The following is a 16998-nucleotide window of genomic DNA, read 5'->3' on the forward strand; positions in this document are numbered from 1 at the left end:
ACAAAGGGAGGGTCTCGTGGATACGGTCGTACTGATCATGGCGGCGCTGGTACTGGCGGTTCTCGGCATCCGCTTGATCTATGACGCACGTGCCGAACCACGCAAGCGGATGCTGCAGGCCTACTCCCGGCAGGTCGGGCTCGCGCTGGTCCCCGAGATCGTTTCCGAGCTGTCCAGCCGGATCTATCGCCGCGAGCGCGCGGGGATCGTCGGGTCGATGGTGGGGCTCCTGTTGGGAGTGGCGGCGCTGCTGGTGACGGATGGGAGTCAGAGCCCGTGGAACGGGCTCCTGGTCGTGGTCGCGATGACGGTCGGATCAACGGTGGCGTTGAGCGGCAACGATTCCCGCTCGGCGTTCGCGCCGGTGGCCGATGCGCCGCGGCTGGCGCGCAGCGTCTCCCCCGGACTGGCCGACTACGTCACCCCGCTCGACCGCGCGTTCTCGCTGGGCCTGCTGGGCCTCGCCACCCTGGGCTATATTGCGGTGCTCGGCGTCATCGCGATCAACCCAGATCGGGTGTTCGACGACGTCTCGGTGCGCACCATTCTCTGGCCGGCCGGGCTGCTGCTGGCGATCGCGACCGCCGCGAGCCTGGTCACCTGGGCGGCGGCCAACGCTCTGCTCGGCCGCGGCCAACCCGCCGAAACCTACACTCAACTGGCCTGGAGCGATGCCTTTCGGAGCACCACGTTGCGCAGCCTGGTGGGGATTCCCGGGATCATCGCGGCCGTGAGCTCCTGCGTGCTGTTCCTCTCGTTGAGCGAGGCGATCGACCGGCCGACGCCCGGCTCGATCGGCGAGATTTTGATCGGCTCATTCACGATCATGGGCCCGGTGCTCGTCGTCGTGCTCACGAGCTGGAGCCTGACGAGCCTGCGAAATCGGAGTACGACACACTTTCTGCGCCGGCTGTGGCCCGAGACGGCCGTCGAACTCGACCGACGTCGAGCGCGCGGGGCCGCTGGTGATGATCAGCCCGGCGAGCGGCCGGATCAGGGCAGCCGAACGAAGACCCCGGCATGATCCTGATGATCGATCCGCGCTCGGCGACCCCACCCTACGAGCAGTTGCGGGTGCAGGTGCTCGCCGCGGTGCGTTCGGGCGAGCTGGCTCCCGGCGACAAGCTGCCGACCGTGCGCAAGCTCGCCGAAGATCTGGGGCTCGCCGCCAACACCGTTGCGCGTGCCTATCGCGAGCTCGAGCGTGACGAGGTCATCGAGACGCGGGGCCGCAACGGGTCCTTCATCGCCGCGAGTGGTACGGCCGCCCAGCAGCAGGTTCAGGTCGCCGCCGTGGCGTTCGCCGGCAAGGCGCGCCAGCTTGGCGTCGCACCCGGGGAGGCGCTCGCGTTCGCGCGCGCGGCCCTCGGCATCCGTTCGTAGCACTCGGCGCCACCCGGACGGGGCCCGGGCCCGGACCGTGGGCCCAGTTTATAGACTGGGCCCGGGGACGGGGCCCGGGCCCCGTCCGCAATAGCAGTGGGGGCGGGTGGCGCTAGGGGCGATAGTGGGCGGCCAGGCGGCGGAAGCCCTCGTCGAGGGAGACTGACGGGGTCCAGCGAAGGTCGGCGCGGGTGCGCCGCTGGTCGAACCAGTGCGCGGTGGAGAGCTGCTCGGCCAGAAACCGGGTCATCGGCGGTTCGTCCGTGCCGGGGCGACGGCGCCAGATGGCCTCGATGACCGAACCGGCGGCGCGGGCAGCGGATGCCGGCACCCGCCAGTTCGGAGCGGTCACGCCGGCCGCACCACAGATACCGGCGAGCAGTTCCGCGACCGGTCGCGGTTCACCGTTGGTGATCACGTAGGACTGCCCGTGCACCCGGTCGCACGCATCGAGCGCCGCGTGGATCGCAGAGGCGGCGTTCTCGACGTAGGTGGTGTCGATGAGCGCCGCACCGTGCCCGAGCAGCGGCAACCGGCCACGGCGGGCGCGATCGACGACGCGGTCGATCAGCTGGGTGTCGCCGGGGCCCCAGACCAGGTGCGGCCGCACGGCCACCACGCTGAATCCGGGCGCGTCAGCGGCGAGCGCGAGCAGTTCGGCCCTGGCCTTGGTGCGGGCATAGTCGCCGCGGGCGTGCTCCGGCGAAGCCGGCAGAGCATCGGAGCCCATGATCGAGGCTCCGGCGTGGGCCACCGACGGCGAGGAGACGTAGACGAATCGAGAGACGCCGGCAGTGTGAGAGGCCTGCACCACGGTTCGGGTGCCGCCGACATTGACCGCCTCGAACTCGGCCGGGTCGCCGGTGAGCGAGACCTTGGCGGCGAGGTGCACGACCGCGTCCATGCCGCTCACGGCATAGGCGAGGCCGGCATAGGGGGTGTCGGCGGCGGTCATGATCGAGCCGTGCACGTCTTCGACGCCGGTCAGGCCCGACGGCCGCCGCTGAAAAGTGCGCACTTCGTGGCCCGCCGCACTGATATCGGCGGCGACGGCGCGGCCGAGAAAGCCGCTGGCTCCCGTCACGAGTACTCTCACGGCGCGCCCCTCATGGCTGAGTCCAGCGCCCGCCAGAGAGGATGCCGGTGGCCCAGCGCGACAGACGGCTGCGGTCGATCTTGGAGTTGTGCCGAATATCGGTGGGCAGGCCCGGCACGACCAGAACGGCGGCGACCGGCGTGCCAACCCGTGCGCGCACGGCGGCGGCGAGCGGCTCGGGCGCCCGGTGCACCCGGCGGGCCGGCGGCACGGTTTCGACCACGGCAACCTGCTGCTGCGTGCCGACCGGACCGACACCGACGAAGGCGGCACGTGATACCTCGGCAAGCGATTCGATGCGCTGCTCCGGACCGACCGGGGTGACCACACCGTCGGCCGTCACGATGACGTGCGGCATTCGGCCCTCGACCCAGAGCCGGCCCGCGCTGTCGAGGTGGCCGACGTCGCCGGTGCGGTGCCAGCGTTCGCCTTCGACGGCACCGCGCCGCGAGGCCCGCTCGGTCAGCCACAGCCGGTCGTAATGATCCTTGACGTGCGGCGCCGACACCACGATCTCGCCGGTCACGTCGGGCTCGACCGACAGTTCCCCAACGGATGCCCCGCTCGCGTCGAGCGCGCTGATGCGGATGCGCGTGGTCGCGGTCGACCCCCCGACGCAGACGCCCCCGGCCGGGTTCAGGGCCGAGACCGACTCGCGTGCAGCCGGAGCGCTCGCGGCCGCAGCAGCGCTGCTGGTCGAGACCGCCGTCTGGAGCAGGGTGGCGGACTCGCCGTCGTGGGCTGCGGCATCCGCTGTGGGAACGTTGGCGATGCTCGCGGCTGCCTCGCGAATGCCGTCGAGGGTGATATCGGCCATGAGCAGGCCTTCGGTCATGCCGTACGGGGTGTGCGCGGTTGCGTGCGGCATGAGGGCGGCGGCCTGGGCGAGCAGGCTCTCGGAGATGGGCGCGCCGGCCGAGAGAAAACGCTGCACGCCGGCGAGGGCTGCATGGTCGGCTGGCTCGAGCGCGGCGGCGGTCGCGACGACGTTCACGAGGGCGGCGGGCGAGAGAAAGACGACCGTCGCGCCTCGAGTTTCACCAGCAGCCGCGGCGACGGCGGCCGCGACCGCGGTGGCGGTGAGGGTCTTGGGCGCAGTGACGTCCATGTCGGGGGTGACCGAACGAGCACCGAGGGCCGGGCCGAGCAGCGCGAACGGGGCGAAGCCGGCCACAAGGCCGGTGCCGACGCCCACGCCGTACTGCAGGAAGAGGGCGCGGCTCACCGCGGAGAGCTGCCCGTGCGTGTAGACGACGCCCTTGGCCGGGCCGGTCGACCCGGAGGTGAACAGCACGGCCGCCGGGTCGCTCGGCGCGGGCTCCGGCGGAAGATCGTCGCCGGCGCTGAGCCTGGCCTGTCCCAGGTCGATCAGCTCGGCCAGGGTGTGCTCCACGCCGAGCAGGCGGGCCATCGGGGCCGGAAAGCGGGCGACCGAGATTTTGCGTCCCGGCCAGCCGAGAGCGCGGGCGGCCATCAGGCCGGGAGCGGCCCCGATGACGAAGTCGGGGCGGGCGCCGCGCACGGCGCGGGTGAGGCCGGCCAGGCCGAGGCCGGCATCCGCTACGACGACGATCGCGCCGATGCGCACACAGGCGTAGAGCACTGCGGTGAGGTCGGCGCTTGGAGGCACGAGCAGTGAGACGCGGTCGCCGGGCTTGACGCCGATGTGAACGAGACCGGCGCCGATCTGCCGCACTCGGCGCGACAGCAGCCGCCAGCTGACCCTGCGCGGGGCTGGCAGCATGTCGACGAGGGCGGTGTCGTCGGAGTTCTGCAGTTCGTTGAGGTAATGCCAGAGCGGATGCGTCCCCGCGGCTTCCCACGCGGCCGCCGGTGCGCCCACGGCGGTCTCGACAGGCTCGGCCAACGGAGCTGGCGCGGCCGCGTCGCCGAGCCAGAGCAGCGCGGCAGCGGCGTAGTCCGCGTCTTCGGCGAGCAGATGCCCGGCCCCCTCAAACCGGTGCACGCGGGCGTGTGGCATCCGTTCGACCAGGTCGTCGAGGTAGCGGTCGCTGAAAATCGGGTCGCGCGGACCCCAGAGCAGCAGTGTCGGCACCGTGAGAGCGCGCGCGCCCTCGGCGATGCGGTCGAGTTCGGGCCGACTCTCGTGGGTGAGCGCGACGGGGATATCGGCGACGAAGCCGCCGATTCCGCCTCGACGATCGCTCGTGCGGTACGGCGCGCGGTAGCCGCGCTTGACCTCGGTCGACAGTGGCGGATGCGCGAGGTTCAGCGTCGTGGCGAGGAACGCCGGCGTCGCGACGGTCGCCGGGCCGAGAATGCCGCGCGCGAGGGCGAGCCGCAGCGGCGCCGGGACCTGGTCGCCGGCCGGCTGGTGCACCGCGGTGTTGAGCAGCATGACACCGGACAGTAAGTCGGAGTGGTCGACGGCCCAGCCGAGCGAGACCACGCCGCCCCAGTCGTGGCCGAGGGTGATCACCGGGCCGGTCAGGTCGAGCGCGTCGGTGAGATCGCCGAGGTCACGCACCCGGCGGGCGAGGGGACGAAAACCCCCGGTGCGGGCCGAGAAACCCATGTCGAGCTGGTCGACGGCGATCACGCGCCAAGCGGGCGCGCCGGACTGTGCTGCATCCGTTGCGGCCGAGAGCAGGCTGCGCCAGAGATAGGACCAGGTGGGGTTGCCGTGCACACACAGAATGGTTCCGACCGGAATCACGCCAAGCGCATCGAGCTCTGCGCCGTTGTCGAGCACATGCCAGCCGTGGGTGACGCCGGGCGCGCCGCTCTCGGCGACCTCGACCAGCCGCGACCACTCCGGCCGCAGCCCGGCCAGCCCGGTCGGTGGCAGGGTCGCCACGGCCGACACCATGCGCGGAAGTCGGGAAGCTGCGGTTGCGCGGATCTCGGTCACACTCCTCTTAGGCCCGAGAAGCCACTTTCGGCCCCTTGGTTTTTGTGAGATGCCATTCTCGGCCCCTTTTCACCGTTCCATGGAGCCGAAATTGGCATCTCGTGGGCGGTTGCGCGGTTCATGGAGCCGAAGTTGGCATCTCGCAGACGGCGAGACTGGGCCCGGGCACCGCCGATCACCAGACGAGTTCCATCATGGCGGTGTTGAGGCCAGAGCCGACCCCCATCAGCAGCACCCGGTTGCCCGGCTGCAGCTTCGACGCCTCCTGGGAAAGCGTGATCGGAATCGATGCCGGGCCCACATTGCCGAGCGTTGGATAGGTCAGCGGCACCTTGGTCTTGTCCATGCCGGTGGCCTTGACGATGGCATTGGTGTGCACGTCCGAGACCTGGTGCACGATGTAGCGGTCCATGTTCGACCAGCTCCAGTCGCGTTTGGCTTCGGTCCAGGCCGAGACGACCAGTTCCATCCCGCCCTTGAGCAGCGCCTTCGCGTCGGTGAACATGCCGTCGACACTGCCGACGCACAGCCCGTTGAACTGGGTGGCCGCGCGGGTGACGCCGCCGAGGATGCGGTGGCCGCCGGGGTGGGCATCCGCTGGGCCGAGCACGGCAGCGGCAGCGCCCGAGCCGAGGGTGAGGCTCGCGAACTCGCTCATGAAGTCTTTGCGCTTGATTCCCGGGCGGCCGAGGCGGTCGATGGTGTTGGTCTGGATCTCGTCGGCGTCTTCGCCGTCGATGATCACGGCGTATTTGATCTGCCCGCTGTCGATGAGCTGTGCGGCGAGGGTCATGCCGTTGACGAAGCCGAGGCAGGCGTTGGCGATGTCGAAGTTGATCGCCGACGACGGCAAGCCGAGTCCGTGGTGAATGCGCACGGCCACCGAGGGTTCGAGGTGCTTGCGAGTGACCGAGGTGTTGATGAGCAGGCCCACGTCGCTCGGCTTGATGCCGGCCTCTTTCAAGGCGATCTTGCCGGCCTTGACCGCGGCGTCGTCGAAAGTCTCGTTCGGTCCCCAGTTGCGGCGCTCGTACACGCCGGCCACACGCTGCAGCAGCCCGGTCGGCAGTTTGAGGCGCGCCAGAACCGGCTTCAGCCGAAGATCGATCTCTTCCGACGTCGTGATGAGGGGCGCCATCAGGCTGGCGACCGACAACAAAGCGACGTTTCGATGCGTCGTCGTCGCATTTCCGTTCAAGCGTGAACCCCTGTCGAATTGTGGACAGCGGTAATCATACGTCCCCTAGGAGTTTGCCCCACGAAACTGTATGTAAACCGCGCGTAGCCTGTGTGCCCGGTCGCGCCTGCCCGCGCAGACCTGCGGAGATTTCGCCTTCAGCCGCCCCAAATCAAGTGAGAATAACCGCAGTTACGAACCGGATCGGGCCTAGATCACGCCCTCGGAGAGGGTGCTCGGGTTGCCGAACCGGTGGGCGGTGATCGAGATGGCCTGTTCGCGCAGGAACGGCAGCACCTCGATGCGACCGGCTTGGGTGACCGCGTTCGAAAACACGGCAATGTCGGGGCTGCCGCTGAGGGCCTCGGCGAGAGCGGATGCCGCCTGGCGCGCTCCCAGCACCGGGTCGCCGCCGATGAGGCGCACGCGGCTGGTCGTGATACCGCCGGAGCGTGCTCTGGTCAGCCATTCCTCATCGCTTTCGACGACCACCGGAATCTCCCGCTCGGCGAGGATGTTGCGCACGGCGGGCGGCACCGGCACGGTGCTCGACACGTCGAAGCGCGACGTCGACAGGGTCGCGGCGGCGATCACGCGCAACAGCTGTGCGAGGGTGCCGGTTTCGGTCAGACGCACGGTGACCGGCAGCGCGCGGTAGCGGAACAGGTTGCGCTCCACGCCGAGGTCGGTCGCATCACGCACGACGTTGAACTCTTCACGCCAGGCTAGGGCGTCGCTCACGGCCGAGCGACGCAGCACGTCGAAGTCCGCGTAGTCGAGAAAGGGCTGGCTGGCCTCGATGATGTCGGTGACGCGCTGCTCGAGACCGCGCAGGTGCAGCGTCGAGCTATTGCGGCCGGGCTCGTTGACCCAGCTGCCGAGACCCAGCAGGTAGTTCGGGCCGCCGGCCTTGGTGCCAGCGCCCACGGCGGAGCGCTTCCAGCCACCGAACGGCTGGCGCTGCACGATGGCGCCGGTGATGCCGCGGTTCACGTAGAGGTTGCCAGCTTCCACTGTGTCGACCCAGAGAGCCAGCTCGTCGGCGTCGAGCGAGTGCAGGCCGGTGGTAAGCCCGAAGTCGACGGCATTCTGCAAGCGGATGGCCTCTTCCAGGTTGCGCGCGTGCATCACCCCGAGCACCGGTCCGAAGAACTCGGTGAGGTGAAAGTACGATCCGGGGGCGACGCCCGTGCGAATGCCCGGCGACCACAGCTTGCCGGTCTCATCGAGCTGTTTGGGCTCGACCAGCCACTTCTCTTCCGCGCCGAGGGTGGTCAGGGCGTGCAGCAGCTTATCGGCGGCCGGCATCATGATCGGGCCCATCTGGGTGACCGGGTCACTCGCCGGGCCGACCCTGATCGAGGTCGCAGCGTCCACCAGCTGTCCGAGGAACCGTTCGGACTTCGCGACCGATCCGACCAGAATCACCAGGCTCGCGGCCGAGCACTTCTGGCCGGCGTGCCCGAAGGCGCTCTTCACGACGTCGGCGGCGGCGAGGTCAAAGTCGGCCGAAGGGGTGACGATGATGGCATTCTTGCCGCTGGTCTCGGCGAGCAGGGGCAGGTCCTGGCGGAACGAACGGAACAGCTCGGCCGTCTCATAGCCGCCGGTGAGGATGACCCGATTCACCGCGGGGTGCGCGATGAGCTTGGCGCCGAGGTCGCGGTGGGGCAGGTTGACCAGCGCGAGCAGCTCGCGCGGAATTCCGGCTTCCCAGAGGGCTTCGACGACGACCGCGCCAGTGCGCTGGGCAACCGTGGCGGGCTTGACGACAACGCCCGCACCGGAGGCGAGGGCGGCGAGCATACCGCCGGCCGGAATGGCGGTCGGGAAGTTCCACGGCGGGGTGACCACGATGAGCTTGGACGGCACGAAGATGGCGCCCTGCACGCGGTCGAGGTCCTTGGCTCGTTCGGCGTAATAGTGGGCGAAGTCGACGGCCTCGCTCACCTCGGCGTCACCCTCGGCGATGGTCTTGCCGCACTCGCTCGCCATGACCTCGATCAGGCGGTCGCGGTTGGCGGCGAGCGCCAGGCCGGCGCGGTGCAGCACGGCGGCGCGTTCGGCGCCGGTCTTCTGGCCCCAGGCTGCGCCGGCTTCAAGGACGCCGTCGATGATGGTGCCCAGCGCTGCCTCGTCGGGAACGGCGGCGGCTTCGATGGTCGCGGTACCGAGAACGGAAGCGTCGGCGCGAGCCAGGATGCGGCGCCCCCAGGCCCGGTTGGCGGGCAGCGAAGGGTCGGTGTCGGGTTCGTTGTGGAAGCTCGACTGCAGGGGGACCGAGCCGCGGGTGATACCGAGAAGTGCACTGGTCAGTTGCGGGTCGACGTCGGAAGCGGTCTCGACGCCCTGACTGCGGGCATCCGTGTGGGCGGCGGCAAGCCGATCCAGGTCGTAGCTGCTCGAGCGATCCTGCACGCGGTTGGGGGTTGGAACTACGTCGTCGAGGGCGTCGAGGGAGGCTTGGAAGCGGGCCTTCTCGCGGTTGAACAGCTCGGGGTTGCTGGTCAGCTCGAACACGGCCGACATGAAGTTCTCCTGGCTGGCGTTCTCTTCAAGCCGGCGAATGAGGTAACTGATGGCCACGTCGAACTGGGCGGGGTCGACGACGGGCGTGTAGAGCAGCAGCTGGCCGACGTCCTTGCGCACGGCCTGGGCCTGGCCGGTAGCCATGCCCAGCAACATCTCGAACTCGACCCGATCGTCGACGCCGCGGGCGACGCTGAGCAGGTGCGCCCAAGCCACATCGAACAGGTTGTGCCCGGCAATGCCGAGCTTCACCGCGTCGGTATTCTGCGGGGTGAGCGCCCAGTTGAGCACCCGCTTGTAGTTGGTGTCGCTCTCCTGTTTACTCGAGAAGGTCGCGAGCGGCCAGTCGTGCACGGCGGCGTCGACGTGCTCCATGGCGAGGTTGGCACCCTTCACCAGGCGCACCTTGATCGGCGCACCGCCCGCGGCGCGGCGGTTCTGGGCCCAGTGGGTGAGGCCCTGGATGGCGCTGAGGGCGTCGGGCAGGTAGGCCTGCAGCACGATACCGGCCTCGAGCTGGGCAAGCTGGGGCTGGTCGAGCAGCCCCTCGAACACCGCGATGGTGAGGTCGAGGTCGCGGTATTCCTCCATGTCGAGGTTGATGAACTTCGGGGTAGCGGATGCCGCTGCGAACTCGAACAGCGGCGTCAGGCGTTCGATCACGCGGGCAACGGTCTCGTCGAAGGCCCACATCGACAGCTGGCTGGCGATGGACGACACCTTGATCGAGACGTAGTCCACGTCGGGGCGTTCGAGGATGCGCCTGGTGCCCTCGAGGCGTTCGAGCGCTTCTTTCTCGCCGAGCACGGACTCGCCGAGCAGGTTGATATTGAGGCGGTTGCCGCCCTCTTTCAGGTGCGCGAGCGCCGGGCCGAGCTTGTCGGGGGTCGCGTCAACGACGAGGTGACCGACCATCTGGCGCAGCACGGTGCGGGCGGCGGGAATGACGACCCAGGGCAGCACCGGTCCGAGAATCCCGCCGAGCCCGATGGCCGCCCGCATGGGCGGCGGCAGAAAGCCGGGTGCCTTCTTGGCCACCTTGGCCAGGCTGTAGCCGGCGACCATCTTGTCTTCGGGGCGCATGACGCCGTCAACGAAGCCCACCGTGAAGTCCAGGCCGTTCGGGTCCTTCAGCACGCCGGCGAGCCGCTCGGCCGCGGCATCCGCTGGGATGGTGGCGCTTTCGTCGAGCCATTTCTTGACGAGCGTGACGACCTCCGAACTGAAATCCTCGTTGGCGGGACGGGTGGAGGCGTTGGTCATGGTCACGAGACTAGTCTTTCGTTCGCGGATGGGTTGCTCTGGTGGTTCAAGTCTGGGGCCAGCCTATATTTAGCAAAAGCAATTGTTTATGCATAATATTCGTTAGAATTTCTAATGATTTGGTTTCCGGGACGGCGAACGGTGTAAGGGGCGACGCATGCTGGATGTCAGGCGCCTGCGGCTGCTGCGCGAACTGAAGATTCGCGGCACCCTCGCCGGGGTCGCTACGGCGCTCGCCTACAGCCCCTCGGCGGTGTCGCAGCAGCTTGCCCTGCTGGAAAAAGAGGCCGGCGTCGTGCTGCTCAAGAAGGTGGGCCGCCGGGTGCAGCTCACCCAGCAGGCCGAGATTCTGGTCGAGCACACCACCCACCTGCTGGAACGGCTCGAGCTCGCCGAAGCCGACCTGCGCGCGAGCACGACGACCGTGTCGGGCACCGTGCGGGTGGCCGTGTTTCAATCGGCGGCCCTCGCGGTGATTCCACGGGCGCTCACGCTGCTGGCCGAGGACTTTCCGGCGCTGCGGGTGGAGGTGACCGAGCGGGAGCCCGAGCGCGGTCTGTTCGAGGTCGCCGCGCGCGACTTCGACCTGGTGCTCGCCGAGCAGTACCCCGGCCACACCCGCGCGCACTGGCCCGACCTTGACCGGATCAACCTCGCGACGGATGCGCTGCGGCTCGCGGTGCCGCCGGCGGGCACCGAGCGGGTCACCGCGGCGACCCTCGAAGAGACCGCCGGGCTGCCGTGGGTGATGGAACCGGTCGGCACCGCGTCCCGGCAGTGGGCCACGCAGCTCTGCCGCTCGGCCGGGTTCGAACCCGACGTGCGGTTCGAGACCGCCGACCTGATCGCGCACATCCGCTTGATCGAATCGGGCAACGCCGTGGGAATCCTGCCCGACCTGGTCTGGGCCGGGCGCATGCCGGCCGTGCAGCTGCACGACCTTCCGGGCACCCCGCACCGCACGCTGTTCTCGGCCGCGCGGCGGTCGAGTGCAGAGCGTCCGGGGGTGGTCGCGGTGCGCGGCGCCCTCGACCGCGCGGTGAGCAAGGTCGCCAAGCCCACCGAGTCCGACCCGCTCGAGCCGCCGCGCCCATTCGAGCCCCTCGCGCCGGTCTAGCCGGGTCAGTTTGGGGCCGAGTTGGCACATTTTGCCGACTTTTCGGGCCCTGGCACCCGGTTGCCCCGCTCCCCCGGTGGCTAATTCAGGAAAATCACCAGCCGACGAGCCCCAAACTCCTGAACCAGTGCGGCAGCCCGGTGCGCGGTCGGCAGGATTTCCTGAATTAGCCACGGGGCGATGAGGAGACGCTCGCTAGGCTCTGGCCATGAGCGAACCTACACACGACGTCGTGATTCTCGGGGGCGGCCACAACGGCCTCGTCGCCGCCGCCTACCTGGCCCAGGCCGGGCGCAGCGTGGTGGTACTCGAGCGCGAGGCGCAGGTCGGCGGCGCCGCCATTTCAGCGGATGCCTTCCCCGGCACGGGTGCGCGCCTCTCGCGCTACTCCTACCTCGTCAGCCTGCTGCCCACGAGAATCATTCGCGAGCTGGGGCTCGACATCGAGCTGACGCGGCGTCGATACTCGTCGTATACGCCGGGGCGCTCGGCTGCCGGACTGCTCGTGGACCACGAAGACGCCGACGCGACCCGAGCCTCGTTCGCGCGCATGGGTGCCGCAGCCGATTTCAAGGCCTGGACCGCCTTCTACGACGACACCGCCCGCCTGGCCCGGGCGGTGTTTCCGACGGTGTGTGAACCGCTGCTCACCCGCTCGGAGGCCCGGCGGCTGGTCGGCGACGATGCACTCTGGAATTCTTTGATCGAGCGGCCGCTCGGCGAGGTAATCTCCGACCGGTTCGACAACGATCTGGTGCGCGGCGTCGTCGCCTCCGACGGCCTGATCGGCACGTTCACAAGCCTCACCAATCCGAGCCTCGACGCCAACCGTTGCTTTCTGTACCACGTGATCGGCAACGGCACCGGAGACTGGGACGTACCGATCGGGGGGATGGGCGCCGTGACCGGGGCGCTCGAACGGGCGGCGCACAGCGCCGGCGCTCGTCTCAACGTCGGCGCCGACGTCGAGTCCCTCACTGCCGACGGCGTGGTGACCTACCGGCAGCACGGGCGGCTGCAAACTGTGACCGGAGGCGTGGTGCTGGCGAACGTGGCGCCGTGGGTGCTGCAGGGTTTGCTGGCCGCGGGCGGGGCATCCGCTTCTTCGCCGGCCCAACCGAAGCCGGAAGGCGCGCAGGTAAAGGTCAACCTGCTGCTCACCCGGCTGCCGCGCTTGAAGGACGCGAGCGTGTCTCCCGAAGCGGCCTTCGGCGGCACCTTTCATATCAATGAGTCCTACGAGCAGCTGCAGACCGCGTTCGCGCAGGCTCTGGCCGGCGAGATTCCGAGCGTGCTGCCGTGCGAAATCTACTGCCATTCGCTGACGGATCCGAGCATTCTGCCGCCCGAGCTCGCCGCGACCGGGGCGCACACCCTCACCGTGTTCGCGCTGCACACCCCGAATCGGGCGCTTTCCGAGGGCAATAACACGTCGATGCGGGCCCAGCTGCAGGCCGCCGTGCTGACCTCGCTCAACTCGGTGCTCGCCGAACCGATCGAAGCACTGCTGATGACGGATGCCGACGGTCACCCCTGCATCGAAACCAAGACCACCCTCGATCTCGAGCATGCCCTCAACCTGCCCGGCGGCAACATCTTTCACGGGCCCCTCTCGTGGCCGTTCCTCGACGACGATGCGCCGCGCGACACGCCCGCCGAGCGCTGGGGAGTCGCCACCGAGCATGCTCGCATTCTGATCTGCGGGGCCGGAGCACGGCGCGGCGGCGGGGTCAGCGGGCTTGGCGGCCACAACGCCGCCATGGCCGTTTTGGAGGGGTCCTGACGTATAGCCGAGGGGCCCAATAGGGCCTAGCCTGAGTTAAGACTCGCGTTTCACTCACAGTGGAGGTCACCATGTCAGCCAAGCCCACCGGGCGCCTCGTTCACCGCGAAGACGGCCTGTATCTCATGCTGAATCGGTTGTTCAATGCGCCGATCGAACAGGTCTGGGCCAGCCTGACCCGGCCGGCCGAGCTCGAGAAGTGGATCGGCACCTATACCGGCTCGCCGGCGACCGGAGCGGTCAAATTCAAGATGACGGCGGAGCCGGACGCCAAATGGGAGTACGTGAGTATTCGCGAATGCCAGGCTCCGCATCGGTTCAACGGCGATTTCGGCGAGGGCGAGGACTCCTGGCGCGCGCTGTTCCACCTGGTCGAGGGCGACGGCATGACGAACCTCACGTTCGGGCAACGCTTACGCTCTGCGTCTGAGGCCGCCACGGTCGGGCCGGGCTGGGACTACTACCTCGATCGCCTGGTCGCCTCGCGGGCCGGTCTGTTACTGCCGGAGTGGGAGCACTACTACCCCGCGCACGCCCAGTTCTACAAGGACCTCATCGTTCCGGTGCGTACCGCCTGACCGGTCACTTCGTGCTGCGATAACTCTCGGCAGTGGTGATAAGCGCCTCGTGCCATGGCGTAGCGGTCACTCCGAGTTCACGCTGCGTCTCGGTGGAATCGATGACGAACGGCACGACGAACTGGTAACTCGAGGCCCACACCTCGTGCATGAGCGGGTTGACCACGCCGAGCGAGCGCAGCAGCCACTGCGGATACCCGGAGACCTTCGCCCGCGAGCCGTACTGGTGATTGAGCTGCCCGGCGATGTCTGAGCGGCTGACGCTTGCACTGGGAACGTGCCAGATTCGGCCCCAGTCACCGGTGTAATCCGCAGCGGCGATGAGGGTGGTCACGATGTCGGGCAGGTAGCTCCAACTGTGCGCGAGCTGTGGTTTGCCCACGACATGAGCTGTTTTCGAGCGCCGCACCGCGGTGAAGAAGGTCTCACCGAGGTGCGCGGTGCCGGTGGCTCCCGGCCCGAAGTAGTCGCTCGCCCGCACCTCGACGGCCTGAATGTGGCCGGCATCGTGGGCGGCGCGCAGCTTCGCCCACCCGGCCCGGCGAACGAGTCCCTTGGTCTCCGTCGTGGTTTCCGGGGAGTGTTCGGTCATGGCCCCGGTCGGGGACCCGTACGGATAGAGATTGCCCATGACTACGATGCGTGCGCCCGAAGCGGATGCCGCCGCGATCGCCGCGTCGTAGATGGGCGGCCACTGCGCCGCCCAATCGGTGTAGGGCGGATTCGTGCAGAGAAAGATGGTGGAGGCATGCGCTGCTGCGCGGGGAAAGTCAACCGGATCACTCGCGTCCAACACCCGAGTCGTGGCTCCGGCGACGGCGGAGCCGGACCGGGTCGCAATGGTCACAGTGTCGCCGCGCGCAACGAGGCGTTCAGCGAGCGGTCGGCCGATCAGGCCGGCTCCGACAACGAGGTGTGTGTTCATGGGGTCCATTCGCTTCGCCTGTCACAGTGGTCTGTTCTCGGCGAGTCTGACAGACAAGCGGTGCTCCGTACCGTCTTTTGCCACATGATCCATCAGGAATCGCCCGAGTGCGAAGTCATAGTTAATTCCGAATTTCTGTCAGTTTATTGCTGAGATTCTCTCGCGTTTAGGGGTGGTGTGCGGTAGAATTGTGGGTGAAGGAGGCACCGTCGCCATGACCCTCACCGCCCCGCCCGCCGCAGCCGGTCCCGTGCCGGAGGGTTCCCGGGTTGAGGCGGTCGCTCAGGCCGGTGCCCTTCTGGCGGCGGCGTTTGACGGTGTGACCTTTGGGTACTTCGACGATGCTGAGGCCATCGCGGTGCTGGCGGCACTCGAGGGTCTCGGTCGTAAGCTCGATGGGGCCAGACTACGTTCCACCACCGACCTCCAGGCAGGCCGCGGCGTCGGCTGGATCGACGGCATCGACGCGCCCATCTCGATGCGACGGGTCAAGGAAACCATCTGCACCGGCGGCTCCCAACACGTCATCTTCGGCGAGAACGGCGCCATGCTCTACCTCGGCGAGACGGTGCGCCGCTTCGCCCCCAAACAACGCGCCGCCATCGCCGCCCGCGACGGCGGCTGCATCATCCCCGGCTGCACCATCCCCGCCCGCTGGACCGAAGTGCACGACATCATCCCCGCCGGCAAGGGCGGACCAACCAACGTCGACACCGGAACAAATTTGTGCTGGTTTCATCACCACACCATCGACACCAACGGCTGGCAGATCCGCATGATCAACGGCCGACCCCAGGTACGCGGCCCACTGCTCTGGGACCCCACCCAAACCTGGCGGCCAGCCCACACCCACCGCGCCAACACCCCCAGCCCCGAACCACCCTGGCGCACCTAGAACTACTCGTTGCTCGGTGAGCGCTTCCCAATCAGCAGAGGTTAGTGCCAAATGCTGGGCGCGGGAGCTCGCGTGGCGGGGGCAGCGGCATTGCGACTCCACTCGAGCAGCCACTCGGGAACACTCACGCCGTCGGGGGCGACACCGATCGCCTCGAGCAGCTCGTCGATTGTCACGACGCCGCCGGTGCGCTTGAGAAAGCGGCCGCGGATGTAGCCGTGAGAATAGATTTCCAACACACCTTCGGCATCCGGTCGCACGAAGCGTTGCTCGACATAAACGGCCTTCTCGTCGAAACCGAGGATGCGCGACTCCACCGTGAACTTCTGGCCAAGCGTGAGCGACTTGCGAAAGCTGATGGTCTCGGAGACCACCACGGGATACCAGCCGCGCTGCTGGAAGATGGCCCAGACGCCGGTGCGGTGCAGCATGTCAAAACGAGCCACGTCCATGATCGACAGGTAGACGCCGTTGTTCATGTGCCGCAGGATGTCCAGGTCGGTGGGCATCGTCACGAAATTGGTGCGCACCACGTCGAAATGACCGAGGCGCGGCCCGAACTTCGAGAGCAGGGCGTGGAGGAGGGTTCGAAAGATCATATGCACACCCCGATGCTAACGAAGTCGACTCGCGCGGCGGCATCGGTTGTGGGTGAGCGCCAGCATCCGCTGCCTGAGCGGGACGCACGTGCACGATGTGCCACAGGTCTACCATTCAAGAATGGTTTCCCTGCCCACCCTGCTGACGTTCGCACTCGCATCGATCGCGCTCATCGTCATTCCCGGTCCGACCGTGCTGTTCGTGATCGGGCGATCGCTCGCCCTCGGCCGGCTAGGCGGGTTTCTCAGCGTGCTCGGCAATGCCCTCGGGCTGATTCCGGTGATCCTCGCGGTTTCGCTCGGGCTCGGTGCCATCGTGACCCAGTCGGTGCTGCTGTTCACGATCGTGAAGTTCGTCGGCGCGGCCTACATCATCTATCTGGGGGTACAGGCGATCCGCTCACGGCGCACGGCCGCCCAGCTGAGCGAGGCCCGCGTGACCGGCAAGACCAAGTGGCGGCTCGTGCTCGAGGGATTCGTCGTGGGGCTGAGCAACCCCAAATCGCTCGTGTTCTTCATTGCGGTGCTGCCGCAGTTCGTGAACTACCGGGCCGGGGATGTGCCGCTGCAGCTCGCGGTGCTCGGGCTGGTGTTCGTGGTGCTCGCCCTGCTCGGCGACAGCACCTGGGCCCTCGCGGCCGGCACCGCCCGGGCCTGGTTCGCCCAGTCGCCGAAGCGCATCGAGAACCTGTCGTCGGCCGGCGGCGTCATGATGATCGGCCTCGGCGGGGTGCTCGCCGCGACCGGCGCGCGGTCCTGACCGCCCCATTCACAACCGACC

Annotated in this window: 13 protein-coding genes; 7 read left to right on the forward strand and 6 right to left on the reverse strand. The window is 68.3% G+C overall.

Translation table 11 applies throughout. The features are described 5' to 3' along the window. Positions 1–16: 16 nt before the first annotated feature. Entirely contained in the window at positions 17–1024 is a 1008-nt protein-coding gene (locus BMW72_RS01895; protein WP_092106654.1) for a hypothetical protein, read from the forward strand. Further along, complete coding sequence (locus BMW72_RS01900) at positions 1021–1383, forward strand: GntR family transcriptional regulator (protein WP_092106656.1); 363 nt, start codon at positions 1021–1023, stop codon at positions 1381–1383. Before BMW72_RS01895 ends, BMW72_RS01900 begins: the two co-directional genes overlap by 4 nt. 112 nt (positions 1384–1495) lie before the next feature. On the opposite strand, the gene BMW72_RS01905 is transcribed toward BMW72_RS01900, so the two are convergent. From BMW72_RS01905 to BMW72_RS01920, 4 genes are all read right to left on the reverse strand, one after another. After that, complete coding sequence (locus BMW72_RS01905) at positions 1496–2479, reverse strand: NAD-dependent epimerase/dehydratase family protein (RefSeq protein ID WP_092106658.1); 984 nt, start codon at positions 2477–2479, stop codon at positions 1496–1498. Positions 2480–2489: 10 nt separating this feature from the next. Continuing rightward, positions 2490–5309 (reverse strand): alpha/beta fold hydrolase, encoded by a 2820-nt coding sequence (locus tag BMW72_RS01910; protein WP_092106843.1) that lies wholly within the window; start codon positions 5307–5309, stop codon positions 2490–2492. Positions 5310–5526: 217 nt separating this feature from the next. After that, positions 5527–6549 carry a 3-oxoacyl-ACP synthase III gene (locus tag BMW72_RS01915; protein ID WP_092106660.1) on the reverse strand — a complete coding sequence of 341 codons (1023 nt, stop codon included), beginning with the start codon at positions 6547–6549 and terminating at the stop codon, positions 5527–5529. A 189-nt stretch (positions 6550–6738) separates the two neighbouring features. After that, the gene (locus BMW72_RS01920; protein ID WP_092106662.1) at positions 6739–10320 is read right to left on the reverse strand and encodes a proline dehydrogenase family protein; all 3582 of its coding nucleotides are present in this window, start codon (positions 10318–10320) and stop codon (positions 6739–6741) included. Between the two features lie 157 nt (positions 10321–10477). Between BMW72_RS01920 and BMW72_RS01925 the strand changes: the two genes are divergently transcribed. From BMW72_RS01925 to BMW72_RS01935, 3 genes are all read left to right on the forward strand, one after another. Continuing rightward, positions 10478–11437 carry a LysR substrate-binding domain-containing protein gene (locus BMW72_RS01925; RefSeq protein ID WP_092106664.1) on the forward strand — a complete coding sequence of 320 codons (960 nt, stop codon included), beginning with the start codon at positions 10478–10480 and terminating at the stop codon, positions 11435–11437. Positions 11438–11645: 208 nt separating this feature from the next. Next, on the forward strand, positions 11646–13220 hold the full coding sequence (locus tag BMW72_RS01930) for a phytoene desaturase family protein (protein ID WP_092106666.1): 1575 nt from the start codon (positions 11646–11648) through the stop codon (positions 13218–13220). A gap of 71 nt (positions 13221–13291) precedes the next feature. Then, complete coding sequence (locus BMW72_RS01935) at positions 13292–13798, forward strand: SRPBCC domain-containing protein (RefSeq protein ID WP_092106668.1); 507 nt, start codon at positions 13292–13294, stop codon at positions 13796–13798. Between the two features lie 4 nt (positions 13799–13802). Here the strand turns inward: BMW72_RS01935 and BMW72_RS01940 are convergent, their stop codons facing one another. Then, on the reverse strand, positions 13803–14723 hold the full coding sequence (locus BMW72_RS01940; RefSeq protein WP_166787775.1) for an NAD-dependent epimerase/dehydratase family protein: 921 nt from the start codon (positions 14721–14723) through the stop codon (positions 13803–13805). Between the two features lie 214 nt (positions 14724–14937). Here BMW72_RS01940 and BMW72_RS18610 point away from each other — a divergent pair, with 214 nt between their 5' ends. Further along, positions 14938–15618 carry an HNH endonuclease signature motif containing protein gene (locus BMW72_RS18610; protein ID WP_092106672.1) on the forward strand — a complete coding sequence of 227 codons (681 nt, stop codon included), beginning with the start codon at positions 14938–14940 and terminating at the stop codon, positions 15616–15618. A 41-nt stretch (positions 15619–15659) separates the two neighbouring features. On the opposite strand, the gene BMW72_RS01950 is transcribed toward BMW72_RS18610, so the two are convergent. Beyond that, positions 15660–16217 carry an acyl-CoA thioesterase gene (locus BMW72_RS01950; RefSeq protein ID WP_092106674.1) on the reverse strand — a complete coding sequence of 186 codons (558 nt, stop codon included), beginning with the start codon at positions 16215–16217 and terminating at the stop codon, positions 15660–15662. Between the two features lie 121 nt (positions 16218–16338). On the opposite strand from BMW72_RS01950, the gene BMW72_RS01955 reads away from it, so the two are divergent. Continuing rightward, the gene (locus tag BMW72_RS01955) at positions 16339–16977 is read left to right on the forward strand and encodes a LysE family translocator (protein ID WP_092106676.1); all 639 of its coding nucleotides are present in this window, start codon (positions 16339–16341) and stop codon (positions 16975–16977) included. Positions 16978–16998 lie beyond the last annotated feature (21 nt).

It is taken from the genome of Cryobacterium luteum, assembly GCF_900110125.1.
GTDB lineage: Bacteria > Actinomycetota > Actinomycetes > Actinomycetales > Microbacteriaceae > Cryobacterium > Cryobacterium luteum.